The organism is Pseudomonas sp. KB-10, from assembly GCF_018221585.1.
GTDB lineage: Bacteria > Pseudomonadota > Gammaproteobacteria > Pseudomonadales > Pseudomonadaceae > Aquipseudomonas > Aquipseudomonas yangonensis.
In genome coordinates this window covers 192578-209796 of the sequence record NZ_QYYB01000003.1, presented here as the reverse complement: position 1 = coordinate 209796, position 17219 = coordinate 192578, and the positions used below count along the sequence as shown (strand labels likewise).

Annotated in this window: 20 protein-coding genes; 8 read left to right on the top strand and 12 right to left on the bottom strand. The window is 59.6% G+C overall.

What is annotated here, in order from left to right; all coding sequences use genetic code 11:
- Positions 1–12 precede the first annotated feature (12 nt).
- Positions 13–1047 carry an AraC family transcriptional regulator GliR gene (gliR, locus tag DXK50_RS09500; protein WP_003245315.1) on the top strand — a complete coding sequence of 345 codons (1035 nt, stop codon included), beginning with the start codon at positions 13–15 and terminating at the stop codon, positions 1045–1047.
- A gap of 141 nt (positions 1048–1188) precedes the next feature.
- On the opposite strand, the gene DXK50_RS09495 is transcribed toward gliR, so the two are convergent.
- The 4 genes from DXK50_RS09495 to DXK50_RS09480 are packed head-to-tail and all read right to left on the bottom strand — an operon-like array spanning position 1189 to position 3654.
- Positions 1189–1788, bottom strand: a complete 600-nt coding sequence (locus DXK50_RS09495; protein ID WP_212630147.1) for an HvfX family Cu-binding RiPP maturation protein — start codon at positions 1786–1788, stop codon at positions 1189–1191.
- 5 nt (positions 1789–1793) lie between these two features.
- Positions 1794–2504, bottom strand: coding sequence for an HvfC family RiPP maturation protein (locus tag DXK50_RS09490; protein WP_212630146.1), 711 nt, complete (start codon positions 2502–2504; stop codon positions 1794–1796).
- Positions 2501–3340 carry an HvfB family MNIO-type RiPP peptide maturase gene (locus DXK50_RS09485; RefSeq protein WP_212630145.1) on the bottom strand — a complete coding sequence of 280 codons (840 nt, stop codon included), beginning with the start codon at positions 3338–3340 and terminating at the stop codon, positions 2501–2503. The genes DXK50_RS09490 and DXK50_RS09485 overlap by 4 nt, the downstream gene beginning before the upstream one ends.
- Positions 3341–3360: 20 nt before the next feature.
- On the bottom strand, positions 3361–3654 hold the full coding sequence (locus DXK50_RS09480; RefSeq protein WP_003245323.1) for an HvfA family oxazolone/thioamide-modified RiPP metallophore: 294 nt from the start codon (positions 3652–3654) through the stop codon (positions 3361–3363).
- A gap of 516 nt (positions 3655–4170) precedes the next feature.
- On the opposite strand from DXK50_RS09480, the gene DXK50_RS09475 reads away from it, so the two are divergent.
- From DXK50_RS09475 to DXK50_RS09460, 4 genes are all read left to right on the top strand, one after another.
- Entirely contained in the window at positions 4171–5079 is a 909-nt protein-coding gene (locus tag DXK50_RS09475) for a DUF5677 domain-containing protein (RefSeq protein ID WP_212630144.1), read from the top strand.
- Between the two features lie 86 nt (positions 5080–5165).
- Positions 5166–5918 carry a hypothetical protein gene (locus tag DXK50_RS09470; protein WP_212630143.1) on the top strand — a complete coding sequence of 251 codons (753 nt, stop codon included), beginning with the start codon at positions 5166–5168 and terminating at the stop codon, positions 5916–5918.
- Between the two features lie 121 nt (positions 5919–6039).
- Complete coding sequence (locus DXK50_RS09465; RefSeq protein ID WP_212630142.1) at positions 6040–7347, top strand: hypothetical protein; 1308 nt, start codon at positions 6040–6042, stop codon at positions 7345–7347.
- A 93-nt stretch (positions 7348–7440) separates the two neighbouring features.
- Positions 7441–7719, top strand: coding sequence for a hypothetical protein (locus DXK50_RS09460; protein WP_212630141.1), 279 nt, complete (start codon positions 7441–7443; stop codon positions 7717–7719).
- Positions 7720–7970: 251 nt separating this feature from the next.
- Here the strand turns inward: DXK50_RS09460 and DXK50_RS09455 are convergent, their stop codons facing one another.
- The 3 genes from DXK50_RS09455 to DXK50_RS09445 all read right to left on the bottom strand — a co-directional run bounded on the left by DXK50_RS09455 (position 7971) and on the right by DXK50_RS09445 (position 9993).
- Positions 7971–8204 (bottom strand): anti-sigma factor family protein, encoded by a 234-nt coding sequence (locus tag DXK50_RS09455; RefSeq protein ID WP_212630140.1) that lies wholly within the window; start codon positions 8202–8204, stop codon positions 7971–7973.
- On the bottom strand, positions 8198–8800 hold the full coding sequence (locus DXK50_RS09450) for an RNA polymerase sigma factor (RefSeq protein WP_212630139.1): 603 nt from the start codon (positions 8798–8800) through the stop codon (positions 8198–8200). The genes DXK50_RS09455 and DXK50_RS09450 overlap by 7 nt, the downstream gene beginning before the upstream one ends.
- A gap of 71 nt (positions 8801–8871) precedes the next feature.
- Positions 8872–9993, bottom strand: a complete 1122-nt coding sequence (locus DXK50_RS09445; protein WP_212630430.1) for a beta-ketoacyl-ACP synthase III — start codon at positions 9991–9993, stop codon at positions 8872–8874.
- A 237-nt stretch (positions 9994–10230) separates the two neighbouring features.
- Here DXK50_RS09445 and DXK50_RS09440 point away from each other — a divergent pair, with 237 nt between their 5' ends.
- Both DXK50_RS09440 and DXK50_RS09435 read left to right on the top strand, forming a co-directional pair.
- Entirely contained in the window at positions 10231–11841 is a 1611-nt protein-coding gene (locus tag DXK50_RS09440) for an FMN-binding glutamate synthase family protein (protein ID WP_212630138.1), read from the top strand.
- Positions 11842–11846: 5 nt separating this feature from the next.
- Positions 11847–12578, top strand: coding sequence for a substrate-binding periplasmic protein (locus DXK50_RS09435; RefSeq protein ID WP_249186761.1), 732 nt, complete (start codon positions 11847–11849; stop codon positions 12576–12578).
- On the opposite strand, the gene DXK50_RS09430 is transcribed toward DXK50_RS09435, so the two are convergent.
- From DXK50_RS09430 to DXK50_RS09415, 4 genes are all read right to left on the bottom strand, one after another.
- Positions 12569–13627 carry an AAA family ATPase gene (locus tag DXK50_RS09430; protein WP_212630136.1) on the bottom strand — a complete coding sequence of 353 codons (1059 nt, stop codon included), beginning with the start codon at positions 13625–13627 and terminating at the stop codon, positions 12569–12571. The two genes, DXK50_RS09435 and DXK50_RS09430, sit on opposite strands and share 10 nt — an antisense overlap.
- A gap of 1 nt (position 13628) precedes the next feature.
- Complete coding sequence (gene pnuC / locus DXK50_RS09425; protein ID WP_212630135.1) at positions 13629–14195, bottom strand: nicotinamide riboside transporter PnuC; 567 nt, start codon at positions 14193–14195, stop codon at positions 13629–13631.
- A gap of 122 nt (positions 14196–14317) precedes the next feature.
- Positions 14318–15601, bottom strand: coding sequence for an FAD-dependent oxidoreductase (locus DXK50_RS09420; protein ID WP_212630134.1), 1284 nt, complete (start codon positions 15599–15601; stop codon positions 14318–14320).
- Positions 15602–15687: 86 nt separating this feature from the next.
- Positions 15688–16113, bottom strand: a complete 426-nt coding sequence (locus DXK50_RS09415) for a PQQ-binding-like beta-propeller repeat protein (protein WP_161866522.1) — start codon at positions 16111–16113, stop codon at positions 15688–15690.
- 186 nt (positions 16114–16299) lie between these two features.
- Between DXK50_RS09415 and DXK50_RS09410 the strand changes: the two genes are divergently transcribed.
- A complete protein-coding gene (locus tag DXK50_RS09410; protein WP_212630133.1) occupies positions 16300–16566 on the top strand; it encodes a DUF2790 domain-containing protein in 267 nt (88 codons plus the stop codon).
- Positions 16567–16619: 53 nt separating this feature from the next.
- On the opposite strand, the gene DXK50_RS09405 is transcribed toward DXK50_RS09410, so the two are convergent.
- Entirely contained in the window at positions 16620–17057 is a 438-nt protein-coding gene (locus DXK50_RS09405; protein ID WP_212630132.1) for an HIT family protein, read from the bottom strand.
- Positions 17058–17219 lie beyond the last annotated feature (162 nt).

Genomic DNA, 17219 nt, shown 5'->3' with positions numbered 1-17219 from the left:
CAAGAAGAATCCATGGAAAACCTCGGCTACACCTCGGTTCCCGCTCTGCTCAAGTACCTGCGCCAGGCCGAACAACTCGGTCTGGATATCGACCGTGCGCTGGCGGCCGCCGGTGTCCAGGCGCAGGATCTGGCCGACAACGGCAAGCGGATTCCCAGCGAGGTGCACGAACGCCTGCTCGCGCATCTGCTGGAGGTGTCCGGCGACCCGCTGTTCGGCCTGCACGCCGCGCGTTTCGTGCAGCCCGGCTCGTGGAGCGTGCTCGGCTATATCGCCATGAACTGCGCCACCCTGGGTGAAGCCATGGGCCGCATCGTGCCGTACGAGAAACTGGTGGGCGACATGGGCACCAGCCGTCTCGAAGCCGCCGAGGATCACGTGCGGCTGATCTGGAGTTGTCGTCATCAGGCGCCGCAGGTGCGCCGGCACATGGTGGAGAACGTGCTCGCCTCCTGGCTGCTGTACGCGCGCTGGATCGCCGACTCCGAGCATTCGCCGCGCGAAGTCTGGTTCGAGCACGCGCAACCGGCCGGCACCGAGCTGGCCGAATACCAGGCGCTGTTCGGCTGCCCGGTACTGTTCGAGCAACCCTGCAACGCCCTGCTGGTGCCGCTGGACTACCTCGGCGTGCCGCTGCGCCAGGCCGACGCCAACCTGCTGCGCACCCTGGAGGAACACGCCCTGGCGCTGATGGCCGGGCTGGACGAGGACGAGCCGCTGCCGCGACGGGTGAAGAACGCCCTGCGCCTGCTGCTCAAGGACGGCCTGCCGCGCAAGGAACGGGTGGCGGAGAAGTTCGACATGACCGTGCGCACCCTGCAGCGCCACCTGCAGCAGGCCGGCACCAGCTACCAGCAGATTCTCGACGAGCTGCGCCAGGAACTGGCCGAGCACTACCTGCTGCGCAGCGACCTGGCGATCCAGGACATCGCCTGCTACCTCGGCTTCACCGAGGCACGCTCCTTCCACCGCAGCTTCAAGGGCTGGACCGGGCAGACGCCGGGGGAGTTTCGCGAGAGCCGGCGCCGCGACAATCCGCTGGGTTAGCAGGCCGCTGAAAAACGTAGGCGAGGCAGGCAAGACAAGGCGAAAACGACCGAAAAAGCGCAGTTTACGTGCTGTAAATGAGCATTTTGAGGTCGTTTTTAACGCAGTATTGCCAACGCAGGTAGTTTTTCAGTGGCCTGCTTAGCGCGGAGTTCGGAAACGTCGCGCGAGCCAGTAATCGATGCTCAACCAGCGCCCTGCCCCGCTGAAGAACAACGCCACCAGCATCACCAGGTAGGTGGCGGCGAACTCGATGCCATTGTTCAGCACCACGAACTTGCCACTGGCGGTCAGCCAGTCGTAATTGCCGTGCTCACGCAGAATGCTGCGCGCCCGCTCGAGTTTCTCCGCCGCCGCCAGCACGCGCTCGTTGGCGAAGGGCGTGGACGGGTCGGCAATCGCCTGCCAACCATAGGGCCAATGCACGGCGAAGATCGCCACCAGCATGGTGACGATCAGCGGGATGCTGATCCAGCGCACGGCAAATCCGAACAACAGCAGAATGGCGCCACCGGCCTCGGTCAGCGCCGCTGCCCAGGCCAGCAGCTCGGGAAACGGCAGGCCCAGGCCCCAATCCGGATTGCCGAACCAGGCGGCAGTGGCCTCGATGTCCTTGAGCTTCTGCGTGCCGGCCATCCAGAACACCGGCACCAGATACAGGCGCAGCAGCAGCGGGCCGAGAAAATCCAGGCGCCGGATAGCCTCCAGCGCGTCCTGGAAGCGATTGAGCAGAGCGATCATGGCGGTCAGTCCTCGGAATAGGGAAACCAGATATCTCGCGCCTGCCAGTCATCCAGCAGCGCGCGGGCGTTGGTGAAGTAATGGTGGTCGGCAGCCAGGCCGTGCTCGGTGGCCAGCGCCTGTAGCGCCTGCCCAGGCGGCTCGCCGGCCTGCAGGTGCAACGCCAGCTGATAGGCGAACGGCGCCAGTTGCATGAAGCGCACCTGATCCTGGCGGTCACGCCAGACCAGCAGGCAGATCGGCTCGGCCGGTGGCTGCGTGGGTTGGTGGTCGGCACCGATCCTCTGCACCGGCCAGCGATAGGCCAGCGGCCAGGCCAATGGCGACCAACCGCGCTCGGGCAACTGCGCATCGCTGACATCCAGCGCCAGCTCGACCCACTCGTAATGGGCCAGCTCCATCATGAACGCAGGGTCGTCAGGCTCGGCGCGATAGCCCTGCTGCAGCCAGGCAATGAACTCCTGACTGATCTCGAGAAAGTACGGTGTGCTCGCCCGATGCTCGGCGAAGAACGCCCGTAGCAGCCGCCGCCAGCGCTCGGCCCCGAGAACCCCGCGCAGCACCGGAAAGGCGCCGCCCACCAGGCTGGCGACATTGTTGAAGAACAGTTCCTCGTAGACCGCCATGCGCTCGGCCGTGATGCCCGGCAGCAAAAACTGCGCCTCAGGCTGGCGAATACGTGCGGCGAAGTCGCGCTGCTGCTGAACGCCGCTCATGTGCCGTACCTGCTCAGCGGTTGCACGGTCTGTAGGCTGCGGATATGCGCCAGCTCGGCATACAGCTCGGCCAGCGGCGGGAAGTTGAAGTCGCGCTCCAGCAGCGTCGGTCGCACGCCATGCTGCGCGTAAGCGCTGCTCAGCACTGCCCACACCGGGTCGATCACCGGCGCACCATGGGTGTCGATCTTCAGGTCTGTCGCCTGATCGTAGTGACCGGCGACGTGCAAATAGGCGATGCGCTCACTGGGCATCGCGGCAATGTAGGCTTCGGCATCGAAGCCGAAGTTCAGGCTGTTGACGTAGACATTGTTGACGTCCAGCAGCAGCTGGCAGTCGGCACGCTCCAGCACGGCGCGAACGAAATCCGCCTCATCCAGCTCACCGGGCAGGCGCGCGTAGGCCGAGACGTTCTCGATGATCAGCGGCCTTTCCAGCACGTCCTGCACGATGCGCACGCGCTCGGCGATGCGCACCACCGACTCTTCGGAAAACGGTAGCGGCATCAGGTCATACAGCTGGCCATCGTCGGCGCAGGCCGACAGATGTTCGCTGTAGGCCAGCACGCCATGCGAGTCGAGAAAGCCCTTGATGGCGTGCAGTAACTCCAGGTTCAGCGGCGCGAAGCCGCCGAGGTTGAGGGACAGACCATGGCACAGCAGCGGCCGGCGTTCGCTCAGGGCGCGCAACTGCTTGCCCAGGCGGCCACCGACACCGATCCAGTTCTCCGGCGCCACTTCGAGAAAGTCGGCGCCGCTGGCATGATCGCCGATCAGCTCGGCGAGCAGCCCGCGACGCAGGCCGAGACCGGCGCCGGTGAGGTTTGCGAGGTGCATGATCCGTCCTCCCCTTGCCCTTACTCGCTCTTCTCGCCGCCGCACTTGCCTTCGCCGCATTTACCCTCGGCGTCGGCCTTCTTCTCGCCGCCACACTTGCCCTCGCCGCACTTGCCTTCCTTGTCGGCTTTCATCTCGCCACCGCATTTGCCTTCGCCACAGGAACCTTCCTGCGCCTTCTCGGCAGCGGCCAGGCTGTAGCCGCTGGCCAGTTCCTGCGCAGCGAAAGGATTGCTGGCGGCGTGGGCGGTGAAGGCCACGGAAGTCAGCAGCGCAGCGCCCAGGGTGGCAGTCAGGGTATTGAGTTGTTTCATGGCATCTCTCCATCTGTTTCGAATACGGGGCCGGATTGGCCCTCTCGCAGCAATGGACGAGGCAGGAATGCGGGCGTTACAGCGAGGCTGGAATTTTTCGTAGCCCGGATGAAATCCGGGGAGCTTTGCCCGCTACCAGTTGCGGCTACGACGGCATGGATGCAGGAGGTAGAGCGAAGCAGGATGCCAGAGCCGAAAGCCCCTCCCACAGGTCAAGGAACATCCACCGCACCGAGGGAGGCGCTTCAGCGGCGAGGCTTTCGATAGCCAGTAACCCGAACAGCCATCGCAAACGGTGGATGAAAAAAGCGTTATCCACCGCGTGGTGTGCCAGGCGTCATACTGGAGCAAAAAGAGGAGATCAAGCGAATACAGCGGACTGCCGGAGCACAGCGGTAAAGCAATGATTGGAAAAGATTTTTTGTGTGAAGCGAAACGGGATGGTGCGGAGCTAGATGGAAGACTCTACTATCGGATTAGTACCGCCATCCATCTAAACACTGTTAGAACCACGCCATGAAAATGAACGAATTAGTTAGAGGATTTATAACCAAAAGAACACTTTTGTCCGACATGGAGCTAAATGCCCCGCTCCATGAAGCAATATATCGCCTAGAAGCAACGGACAAATTAGCCAGAGAACTGCTTGAATCAAACAAGGCACTCCTTGAGGATCTTGTTTATTGGCCTTCACTACACGACATGTACGAAAGAAGTTATGAGTATTGCTGTGGCGTACTTGGATGCTTTTTAATCGCCCAATTTCAGTCAAGCGAAGCCCTGTGCAGAACAGCTATTGAAGGCGCAGTAAATTTACACTACACAAGTCTTGGCGACTCTTTAAGCAAACAAATTGCATACTTTAAGAATCACCTTGAGACAGAAAGAAAACAAAACATCAACTGGAAAAATAGCGTAGCAAGCAGCAGCCACTCCGAGGAGCTGAAACAGTATCACTTTGAAAAAATAGATCAAAAAAACATTGCTCTTAACAATTACGAAGACATGCTCCGAGAGTCTCTTTCGCTGGTTCAAGTTGGCTTTGATGACATCAATGAAAAGTGGCCAAGCATATTTGACAGATTCCGCGCAATAAACGACGAGATTGGATATAGAACCATCTATGCAGCTCTCTGCTCCCAGGCCCACAATGATGCAGAGGACGCACTAAACAAAATTTACGCACGAGTTTGCGCAAGCGTCGACGGTTTAGATGAGGCACATTTCATTGAACAGTACAATTTTTCTCTATACATGGCTTTGATGGCAATCAAATATCACATATTCGCATCAGCAATGTACATTGCAAAACTTGAAATAAGCGCAGAGCCACTTATAGAGCATTACAAAAAAGTGATGGACGCCATTACCCTTGTCACTGAGAACGGACCAAGACTTGTAAGAGAAAAAATCACCGTCAGGTAAGGTTCTAACTATGCGCTCAAATCGCTCACTTCGTTCGCTGGGACGGACTGAAGCCCGCCCTTTAGCTTAATCGTTAGAAATTCCCTATGATCAATAAATCTTCAGAAGTACCAGATGACCTCAAGACGGAGTACGAGCGAACTCAAAAAATAGTTCTGGGGTTTGTGCAATGGCTACAGTTCTGCATGCTGGACACAGCAAGAGATTCGAATTTCACGAAAAATCATCTCTTGTCATTTCTCCATCAGGATATTCTAGAGACGTTGCTTGGTGTCCTCTCCCATGTGCTAGTTGGAATTCACACTCCCTCTATACGAGAAAGCAGATACCTGCTGGAATTGTCTATCAAAGTTTCCTTTATACAAAGCGAGAGCTATTTCAGCACTATCGAAGAAAAGCTGACGGAGTTTGATCGAGAAATAAAGGCGCCAAGCATATCTCCGATGAGACGCATTAATTTATCTTATCTAAAAGACGATACGAAACCTGATTTCCTAGAGGAAGTGGGTCGTCTTTATGGAGCCGCTTCTAGTTTTGTTCACGTCACACCCAAGTCCATAGAATACCGCCAGAATAGAGTAGATGATGGGCGTATAGTGGGAAAAGTATCGAAGGATGACCTGGCCAAGCTTAATGATCTCTTGCAGAGTATGTATGCCGCTTCTCTCGTATTCTTGTCACATTCTGTGCCTCACCTCAGTATGTCATTGGTGACTGGCACGTTGACCAGTCTGGGAAACTCACTAAATGGCACTATATCGGATCGCGGTATATTGCAGAAATCGATTCAACTCTTGACTATAAAGCCGAGAGAAAGGAAATTTTGGAAAGGGTTGTGAAGGAGCGTAATCTCGGAATCCAGTTCTAACAATTACAGGCACTGGGACAAACTTTACGATGCGTTCCAAATTTGCCCGTACTGCGGGCGTTAGCTTCAATATATAGGAAATCAAAGAGAACATGTCAGACGAAGAAATTACATATGACGATAAAGATTGGGAAGAGCATATCGACCCTGAAAAATATGAAGCAACTAAAACTGAACTGCGTAAGCGATGCGATAAGGCAGGCATTGAAATTCGAGAGACTGATGGTCTTGAAGACAATGAAGCCGCATTAGAACTTTCTTTCCCTTGTGCGCGAGACAAACGAACTATTACCTTATGGGACTATGATGATGTTAAGAAAATATTAAACATCCCTTTTGAGAAGTATAATTTTTTAGCAGGATACAGCGCAATTTGTTCTTATTCTGAAAATGAAATAGAGGCATCAGTACGTCCTCTTGGTCAATTTAGCTCGCGCAGCGTATATCGTCGTTTATTCGGTGACATGTTCGATGATGAAGAGCTAAGAGAAGATAACTTCAGTATAGAATTACAGCCAGATGCTGGTAATAGGGGCCCAAGCATTGTGCTTGGGCCTGCCTCTGACGCTTTGCGAGCAATGAGTGGCCCATCTCAAATGCGCCGCCTTAGCATTAAGCTAAGCAATACGGGAGTAACTCAACATGATCAAGCACAGTCATTACTTGAGAAAATGGCGAACTCATTATTCTTTCAAATAGAGCTCGTGTCTGGAGTTCCTTTAGCGCTTCTAAGACAAAGGCGTTACATTAGACCCGTGGGTAAAAAGAAGCAAAACCTGACCATAGAAGATTTTCAGTATCCGAAAAATGAATATGATGATGCTCCAATATCACTTTATTGGTATGCGAGGAGTGCCATTGGGATGCCCTTATTGCAATTCTTGGCATTTTATCAAGTGGTAGAATTCTACTTTCCGACATATTACCAAGCAGAGGCGAGAAGAAAAATTCGGTCTATTTTGAAGAACCCAACATTTCGTAGCGATCGTGATGCTGACGTAGGGAAAATATTAAGTGCCATTCAACTTGGCCGTGCAGGAAGTCTTGGTGATGAGCGCTCACAACTGCGAGCGACAATTACTGAATGTGTAGATCCTGATTCTTTGCGTGAATTTGTAACAGAGACAGAATTGAGAAAAGATTTTTTCTCATCAAAAACCAAAGGACTCACTGATCATAAATTGCCCATAGCAAACCCCACAATTGACCTTAGAAATGACGTAGCTGACAGAATATACGACATCAGGTGCAAGATTGTTCATACAAAGGCAGACAGCCGCAGTGGAGAAATCGAATTATTACTACCATTTTCTAAAGAAGCCGAACAACTCCATAATGATATAGAACTCATGCAGTACATTTCACAACAAGTGTTAATTGCAGCGAGCACGTCAATCTGATCATGCATAATGACAAAGAAGCTAACAAGGCACTCCAGCCGACGCCAAAAACCGGCGCGACTGAGCTTAGACGTTAGCCCTAAGGAGCAAGACATGAGTTCCAATAATAAGCTCGGAATGAACCATGACCACGTTGGAGGGCACTTCAAATGGGAAATTGAGCCAAAGTGCTGCAGCATGCTCAAAGATGCCGTAGACGAACAGTTTGTTTTTGTTAGCAACTTTACTGACGAGAAATTCAATCAATTCTATATCATGCCCTTGATGGCTAACGGTGAGTTATTCCGTTCTGACGGCCTGCCAATCCATAACTGCCCTTGGTGCGGTGAAAAAATCAGGGCTCGCAAGTTATATGATTCGGCCAAAGGCTAACATCGTATATGGAATCTCCCTACAAGTAGTGAGCAAGGCCTCGCTTTTGCACTTGTCGTCAGCGCGGTTGCATTCGTATATCCAGCCTGTTGCGGAAGCTACCGCCATGGCCATTCTGTAATTCGCGCAGCGGAGGCCAAGCGTTAAACCGATCACGGGAATCTGCATTGTTATCGGCCCTGTTCCGCTGCTGGACTCGCCTCCTCCAAAGATAGACATCCGAAAAACCAACAACACCCTCGGATCACGGTTCAACCCTGGTTACGCCGCGTCTGCGCCAGGCGCTCGGCCAGGGCGTCGAGTTCGGGCAACTCACCCTCCGGCATCTGCCGGATCACCGCCTGGGTCAGTTTCATCTGGCGGATAAAACGCCGGCAGTTGCCGCACATGGCCAGGTGCGCGCGTACGGCCAGGCGCTGGCGTAGCGTCAGTTGGCCGTCGAGATAATCGCTGGAGTGAGCGACCAATTCCTTGCAGGTCAGCATTGGCCTGTCTCCTCGAAATGTTCCAGGGTGGCGAAGACTTTCAGGCGTGCCCGGTGCAGCAGCACACGGGCATTGGAGAGGGAGATGTCGAGAAGATTACAGATCGCCTCCAGCTCCAGGCCCTGGCGTTCGCGCAGCACCAGCACGCTGGCCTGCAACTCGGACAGGCTGGCCAGGGTGTGCTCCAGGCACTGGCGCAGTTCGTCTTCGGTGAGCAGGGCTTCGGGGCTGTCCTGATGCCAGGCATGCGGCGCCAGCAGCCAGTGGCCGTCATCGGCGAAACGCTGGTCGCCGACCGTGCCATGGGGTGCGGGCAGGTCGTCGAGCAGCACCTCGCGGCGGTTGTGCTTGAGTCGGGTCTTGGCGGTGTTGGCGGTGATGGTCAGCAGCCAGGTCTTGAGGCTGGCGCGGCCTTGAAAGCCTGCCAGGTTGCGCACCACGGCGAACCAGGCATCCTGCACCACCTCATCGGCATGGCGGCTGCCGACGATGGCGTAGGCCACCGCCCGCATCGCACCCTGATAGCGAGCCACCAGCTCGCGGTAGGCCTTCTGCTCGCCGGCGAGCAGGCGCCCCAAGAGATCGGAATCGAACATGGAACTCCCGTAGGTCAGGCCTGCGCACGAAGCCGAACGCCCCGTGCACGTCAGGCATTCCTACAGAGAGTTCAACGCTTGCGCAAAATTACACTGCCGATGGAATAACCGGCACCAAAGGAGCTTAGAACACCCAGGCTACCGGCGGGCAGGTCGTCCTGATGCTTGTGCAGGGCGATCACCGAACCGGCCGAACTGGTGTTGGCGTAGGTATCGAGAATCACCGGTGCCTCGTGCGGCTCGGCGTCGCGGCCCAGCAGTTTGCGGGCGATCAGCAGGTTCATGTTGAGGTTGGCCTGGTGCAGCCAGAAGCGCTTCACATCTGCGACGTTGAGCTGGTTTTCCGCCAGGTGTGCGGCGATCAGCTCGGCGACCATCGGGCAGACGTCCTTGAATACCTTGCGGCCTTCCTGCACGAACAGCTTGTCGCGCGCGCCAATGCCCTCTTCCGCGGCGCGGTTGAGGAAGCCGAAGTTGTTGCGGATGTTGTTGGAGAACTGGGTCAGCAGCTTGGTGCCGACCACATCGAACTGGTGCTTGGAGGTGGCCTGGTCGGCGCGCTCGATGATCACCGCGGTGGCGGCGTCGCCGAAGATGAAGTGGCTGTCGCGGTCACGGAAGTTGAGGTGGCCGGTGCAGATTTCCGGGTTGACCATCAGAATGGCGCGGGCCTGGCCGGTCTGGATCGCGGTAGTCGCGGCCTGGATGCCGAAGGTGGCCGAGGAGCAGGCCACGTTCATGTCGTAGCCCCAGCCGTCGATGCCCAGCGCGGCCTGCACTTCGATGGCTACCGCCGGATAGGCGCGCTGCAGGTTCGAGCAGGCGACGATCACCCCGTCGATATCGGCGACGGTCTTGCCGGCGCGCTCCAGCGCCTGGTGGGCGGCTGCGACAGCCATCTGGCAGAGGATGCCCCACTCGTCGTTGGAGCGCTCAGGGATACGCGGCACCATGCGCTGCGGGTCGAGAATGCCGTCCTTGTCGATGACGAAGCGGCTCTTGATGCCCGACGCCTTTTCGATGAAGGCCGTGCTGGATTCGCTCAGCGCCTCGATCTCGCCACGGGCGATGGCCTCGGCGTTGTCGGCGTTGAACTGCTGTACATAGGCATTGAAGGATGCCACCAGCTCGTCGTTGGAAATGCTGTTGGCCGGGGTGTAGAGGCCGGTACCACTGATCACGACGTTATGCACGCTCATTCCTCTTCTTGGCCGCTGGCGGCCTCAGGCAGTAGGCCGGCGACAATCGCGCTGGCCAAAAATCGGGGGACATGGGCCAAGCTCTTGCGATGGTTGGCTCCGGGCCACTGAGTGTGCCACAGGGCGATGGGGTTCGTCCTCAGCCCTTGAGAGTGTCTAGACGGACAGAACATGACCCGATATAGCCGTTTGGTCTAAAGTCTCATCTCGAATTGCCCATCTGGAGCTTGAATGAATCTTTCCCTGCTCAGCCGCTATGCATTCTTTGCCTTCTGCGTGCTGTTCACCCTGGCCAGCCTGCCCTTCCTCGCTCATCAATGGCTGTGGCCGCTCACCCTGCTAGCTGGCGTGCTCAGCCTGATCGGCATCGGCGATCTGCTGCAGACGCGCCATGCAGTCAGGCGCAACTACCCGATCCTAGGCAATATCCGTTACCTGGTCGAAGGCATCCGCCCGGAGATTCGCCAGTATCTGCTCGAAGGCGATGCCGAGCAGCTGCCGTTCTCCCGCGCGCAGCGTTCGCTGGTCTACGCCCGCGCCAAGAACGAAGGCTCGGACAAGCCCTTCGGCACCCTGAGCGACGTGTACCAGAACGGCTTCGAGTTCATCAGCCATTCCATGCGCCCGGCACCGCTGACCGACCCCTGCAGCTTTCGTGTGGAGATCGGCGGGCCACAATGCAGCCAGCCGTACTCGGCGTCGCTGTTCAACATCTCGGCGATGAGCTTCGGCTCGCTCAGCGCCAACGCCATCCGCGCGCTGAACCAGGGCGCCAAGCTCGGCGAGTTCTATCACGACACCGGTGAAGGCAGCATCAGCCCCTACCACCGCGAGCACGGCGGCGATCTGGTCTGGGAGCTGGGCAGCGGCTATTTCGGCTGCCACGCCTCGGACGGCCGCTTCGACCCCGAGCGTTTCGCCGTCCAGGCGGCCAGCCCACAGGTGAAGATGATCGAGATCAAGCTCAGCCAGGGCGCCAAGCCGGGCCATGGCGGCATCCTGCCCAAGCACAAGGTCACCGAGGAAATTGCCAACACCCGCGGCGTGCCCATGGGTGAGGATTGCATCTCGCCCTCGCGCCATAGCGCCTTCTCTACGCCCATCGAGCTGCTGCAGTTCATCGCCCAGCTGCGCGAGCTGTCCGGCGGCAAGCCGGTGGGCTTCAAGTTCTGCCTGGGCCATCCCTGGGAATTCATGGGCATCGTCAAGGCCATGCTGGAGACCGGCATCCTGCCCGACTTCATCGTCGTCGACGGCAAGGAAGGCGGCACCGGCGCGGCGCCGCTGGAATTCACCGACCACCTCGGCGTACCGCTGCGCGAGGGCCTGCTGTTCGTACACAACACCCTGGTCGGCAGCAACCTGCGCGACAAGATCAGGCTCGGCGCCAGCGGCAAGATCGTCAGCGCCTTCGACATCGCCCGTGTGCTGGCCATCGGCGCCGATTGGGCCAACTCGGCCCGCGGCTTCATGTTCGCCATCGGCTGCATCCAGAGCCAAAGCTGCCATACCAACAAATGCCCCACCGGCGTGGCGACGCAGGACCCGCTGCGCCAGCGCGCCCTGGTGGTCGAGGACAAGGCTCAGCGCGTCTACAACTTCCACCGCAACACGCTCAAGGCGCTGGCCGAGATGCTCGCCGCCGCCGGCTTGGACCACCCCTCGCAGATCGATGCCAAGCACCTGGTGCAGCGCATGTCGGCTACCGAGATCAAGCTGTTCGCCCAGCAGCATGTGTTCCTCGCACCGGGCGAACTGCTCGGCGGCCAGATCGAGGGGGAGTTCTACGAGCGCATGTGGCGCATGGCCCGTGCTGACAGTTTCGATCCCGCAGCGGCCTGATGCGCATGCGTCTGCTGCTTTTCGCTTTGCTGGTTTCGCTGAGCGCCATTGCCAGCGCGCAGGAACAACGCCCGCTGCGCTTCTCGGTAACCGAGGGCTGGCCCATGCCGATGATCCTCATCGAGGATGGTCGTGCCACGTCCGGCGTGCTCTACGACCTGCAGACACGTCTGGCGCAGAAGGTCGGGCGCCGCGCCGAACTGCTGGTGTTGCCGCGTCTGCGCGTACAGCGCCTGATGGCCAGGGGTGAGATCGACGTGCGCTGCTACGTCAACCCGGGCTGGCTAAGCGAAACGCACCATCAATACATCTGGAGCGTACCATTCATGGTGCAGCGCGACTTGATCGTCGGCCGTCACGACGAAGCCGACATCAGCCTCGCGCAACTGCCGGGCCAGCGCCTGGGTACCGTGCTGGGCTACAGCTACCCGCGCCTGGACCCGCTGTTCGCCAGCGGCCAGCTGCAGCGCGAAGACGCCCGCACGCAAGAGCTGGTACTGGAGAAGCTGGAAGCCGGACGCTATCGCTACGCAGTCAGCAACGAGCTGGCCCTGGCCTGGTTCAACCGCGACCTGCCGGCGAACAAACGCCTGCGCGCACTGGGAGAGTTCAGCGCCGATGCGCTTTCCTGCCTCGTGCGCGATGCGCCGGACGTGCCCACCCAGGCGCTGCTAAGGGCCCTGATCCAGATGAAAGAGGATGGCGAGTTCGAGGCCATTCTTTCCCGCTATCGCTGAAATACGGGACTAGCTCGCCGGGCGCCTTCCAGGTGCCACAGCACCTGTTCGATACGCTGTTTCGGCGACCCCGTCAGGCGCGTGAAGGCCCATCCGCGCCGTTGCAACTCCTGCTCGTACCACTGGTTCTGTCGGCGGCGAAAGGTCTCGTCCTGACGTGTGCCGTCCTGCACGAAGGGGAAGTCGTCGGCGCACAAAAACAGATGCTGGTAATGCCGCTCGGCCAGGCGCTCCAGCTCGGGCTCGGCACGGCCGAACATCTCGCGACAGTAGAACAGCGTGGTCAACGGCGTGGTGTCGCACACCAGATAACGCTGGCACTGCCCGGCCAGGCTCTGCTCCCGGTTGACCTGGGTGCGGCCAATACGCAGCAGATCTTCATAGGCCAGCACACCGCCCTGCTCTTCCCACAGTTCGCGGCCATATTCGGCGGCATGCCGCGTGCCCAGCGTCTCGGCCAGCGCCAGGGCCAGGCTGCTCTTGCCGGTGGACTCGCCGCCGAGCAGGGCGATGCGCTCGACGAAATCACCGTAGACCTGCGGTGCCAGGTACTGGCGCAGGCCGTGAATATCGGCGCGCAGTCGCGTACCGGACACCGGAACCTGATTGCGTGCGCGGTCGATCTCGACATGCTCCACCGGCCGCCCGAAACACCTGCTCAAATGCGCGGCGAACCCATCGCCATAGGTCTCGCTGGTAAAGACCGCGTCCACCGGATGGCCAAGCACCGCCAGACAGAACTCGGCAACGAACTGGCGCTGTACGACATCGGGGTCGGATCCGTAAGGAAGGTCCGGCAGCGCCAGGCCGCCTGCACGCTGCTGGGCGACCCACTCGGGCGTGACCACCCAACTGCGCAACTCGGGAAACCGCACCTGCAACCAGTTCGTCCGCCGCTCAGGCTCGCAACCGGCAAGCTCCGGGTAGGCCCAGCTGAGCAGCACCAGTTGCTCGCACTGCTCTTGCGCCTGGCGGATCAGCCATTCGTGCCCCAGATGCAGCGGCGCGAACTTGCCCACCACCAGACCATGGGCGAATCGCTTGCTCATCTCAGGCCGCCTGCGCTTTCAGTTCACGCCGCCAGCAATACAGGCCGTACCAGGCATTGCACCAGAACAGCAGGTAGATGAAGGCGGTCAGGTACAGCTCGCGCGAGGCGAACAGCGGCACTGCCAGGGTGTTGACCAGCAGCCAGCCGTACCAGGTCTCCAGCTTGCGGCGCATCAGCAGCAATTGCGCCAGCACGCTGAAGGTCAGCACCAGGGAATCGATAAAGGGCGCGTAGGCGTCGCTGAAATGATGCAGCAAGGCCCCGTAGGCCAGCGCCACCAGCACCGCCAAACCAAGCGCCAGGGTCAATCCCGGCCAGGCCGTACGGGTGATGGACATGGGTTCGCCGCCGCGCCCACGCAACCAGCCCCACCAGCCGATCAGGCTGGTCAGGATGAAGAAGCCCTGCAAGGTCACATCCGCATATAGCTGCACGCTGAAGAACAGCCAGCCGAACAGCGCGCAACCGACCAGCCCGACAGCCCAGGTATGCGCAGAATTGCGCGCCGCCAGCAGCACCGAAACCAGGTAAAAAAGGTTGGCGAAAATCTCCAGCGACGACGGCATGCACGCATCCCTATGGACATGAAATCAGCCGCGCAGCCTATCACGCGACGCGCGGAACAAGGAGTGGCTGGCTCTGAGTCACGGGGCGCTGCGCGGCCTGCAGTGCAGTTGGACGGGGCCTGTTATTCCCACGCCTCCCGCTCCCCCGTCCAGGCATGCAGTTCGCGCTTCTGCGCGCCGGACCACAACCAGCCGCTGCGCGCACCGACCAGGGTGCTGACCGCATGCTGGCGGCCGAAGCGGTTGTGCCGGGCGAGCGTCAGGGCGATATCGCGCAGCACGGCCAGGGTATGGCTGTTGGACTGGAACAAGGGCGTCAGCAGCCGACTCGCCTGGCGGTAGTAACGCAGGTGGTCACGGCGAGCATCACCGTAACGAGCGAAGATGGCGTTCCAGTCGATTGCATGCTGGGCCTCGTCGCCCGCGTTGCCGAGCGTATCAGCGAGCGCGGCGGCATCGACCAGCGCCATGTTGGCGCCCTGTCCCAATTGCGGACTCATGGCGTGGGCGCAATCGCCGATGGCCAGGACGCGGCCATCGTGCCAGCGCTGCATGCGCACATCGGCATAAGCCGCCAGCGTCAGCTGTGCGGGATCGATGATCTGTTGCAGATAGGCCTGCGCCGCTTCGCCAGCCAGGGCGCGCACACGGGTTTTCCAGGCCTCCAGGCCACTCGTTCGCCACGTCTCGTGTTCACTGAGCGGCAGGCTCCAGAACAGGCTGGTGAGCGAGCGTTCGCGTGCCTGATGGGTGCAACCGGTGGGCATCAGCCCGAACATTTCCCGACAGCCGCGATACCACTGACGCAGCTCGCCGGTTTCGGCCGACGTCGCAGTCGGCAACATGCTCCATAAGGCGCCCCAGGGATAGGGCCGCGACCACTGGCGCACCTGCATCTGCGCGCGCAGCGTCGAACGGGTGCCATCGGCCAGGATCAGCGCGGCGAAATCCCCCAGGGGTCGCTCAACACCTTCTTCGTCCTGACGCAGCAAACGGACATGGCCGCTGCCCTGTTCGAAACGGCTTACAGTCACCGCGGTTTGCACCTGCACGCCAATGCGCTGCGCCGCATTGAGCAGCGCCGTCATCAGCACGCCGCGGTGAATACCCAGGCCAAAGCTGCCGGGCTGCCAGTCGTGATAGCGGGTATCGAGGATCACCCGCCCCAGGCAACTGGTGCCATACAGTCGGCTGACCGGCGCACCCAACGCGGTGCATTCGGCGAGCAGACCAAGGCGCTGCAGTACCGCCAGGCCGGAAGGCTGCAGCAGGATGCCGGCGCCCACCGGCTGCAGTCGTTCGACCCGCTCCAGCAGCTGCACCGCATAGCCCTGACGGGCAAGGAATATGGCGGTGGCGAGACCAGCTGTGCCCGCCCCGACTATGGCGATCGGCAATCCATTCACGTTCGTGCTCCCTGATTGGCTGCAGGGAATACTAACCGTCTGGCATCACTGGCGGTATGACCGCCCGCACAGCGCCAGCGCGGTCATCAAGGCTTGTCGGGGCGTATATCGAAGCCGCCCTTGTTCTGGCTGACGATGCGCAGGTGCTGGATTTCCCCGCTTTTCACCGGCACCGCCACTTCGCGCAGCAGGCGGCCCATGCCGCACAGGGTGTCGTCCATGCGATCCGGCGTGATGCCGACCACGCGTGTGCCGGGACGCACCTGGAAGGTTGCGACCTCACCGACGCCGATGCGCGCGGCGACCTTGCGATCCACCTCGATGGCTACGTAGCAGCCGCCCCCCATCATGCCGAAATCGCGATTGACCACGATCTGCGCACCATTCTCCTGCGCCTCCTGGAAGGCCAGCAGACGGTCCTCCGGCACGGGTTTGATGTCTTCAGGATCACCTCGAAACGACGAGCAGCCGGCCAGCAGCATCAGGGGTAGAGCGATGAGGATCGAACGCATGAAGCCCTCCATGGGCAGATGAGTGCCGCTTGAGTATTGAGCTTGGCACGTCTGTGGGCAAGGTATCGATGACAGCGATCTTCGCTAGCAAAAGCATCGATTTCTGCAATGAAGAGCGCGGTGTTTTCATTTCTCTCGAACTCAGCGCCAAACCTTCCAGGCGCCCACATATCGGAGAGACACAAGATGAAATTCGCAGCCTTCAACACCACCCTCCTCGCCGTTCTGGCCCCCTTGGCCATCGCCAGCGAGAAAGCACCTGCCACTCCCAAGGTCGAAGTACATGAATACCAGTACGGCATGCAGCTGGATATCGACCAGGTCCTGCAACGCACCGACAACAGCCGCAAGAGCGGTGTGGTACCGAGCGTTCTGGTCTACCGCGACAGCCTGGGTGAAGTGCACGCCGTGCGCTTCATGGAATGGGGCGGGCTGAGCAGCCAGAACGGCTAAGCCACCGCCGGCCTGCTGCCCCGGACGAGACACTCGTCCGGGGCGATGCTGCTTCAGCCTTGCAGACGTTTGACCAGACGCGCCTGCAGCGCCTCCAGCTCGGCCGGATCGGCCTTGTTGGCCGCATGAATGCCCAGGCCTTCACCCTCGAAGCGCGGGATCACGTGCATGTGAATATGGAACACCGTCTGCCCGGCAGGCGCGCCGTTGAACTGCGCCACCTGCACGCCAGCCGGCTGCAGTTCGTCGACCACCGCCTGGGTGACCTTCTTCACCACGGCCATGACCTTGGCCAGGCTGGCGTCGTCGATTTCCAGGATATTGCGCGCGGCAGCGCGTTTGGGAATGACCAGACTGTGGCCCCTGGATTGCGGGAACAGATCGAGGAACGCCAGTACATCGTCGTCCTCGTAGAGTTTGTAGCAAGGCAGGTCGCCACGAATGATCTGGGCGAAGATGTTCTGGGAGTCGTAGGTACCGTGCAGGCTCATGCCGATGGGCTCCGTGCCGGGTGGATGAAAACCCGCACCATACCGCCTCGTTCGCACACAGGGAACCAGGCAGGATCGCCCGAGTCGATGACTATTAGCAGGCGCATCGATTTCCGTCACTGCCGCCACTCGTGTTTTGATCGCCGTTCCCAAGGCCCACTG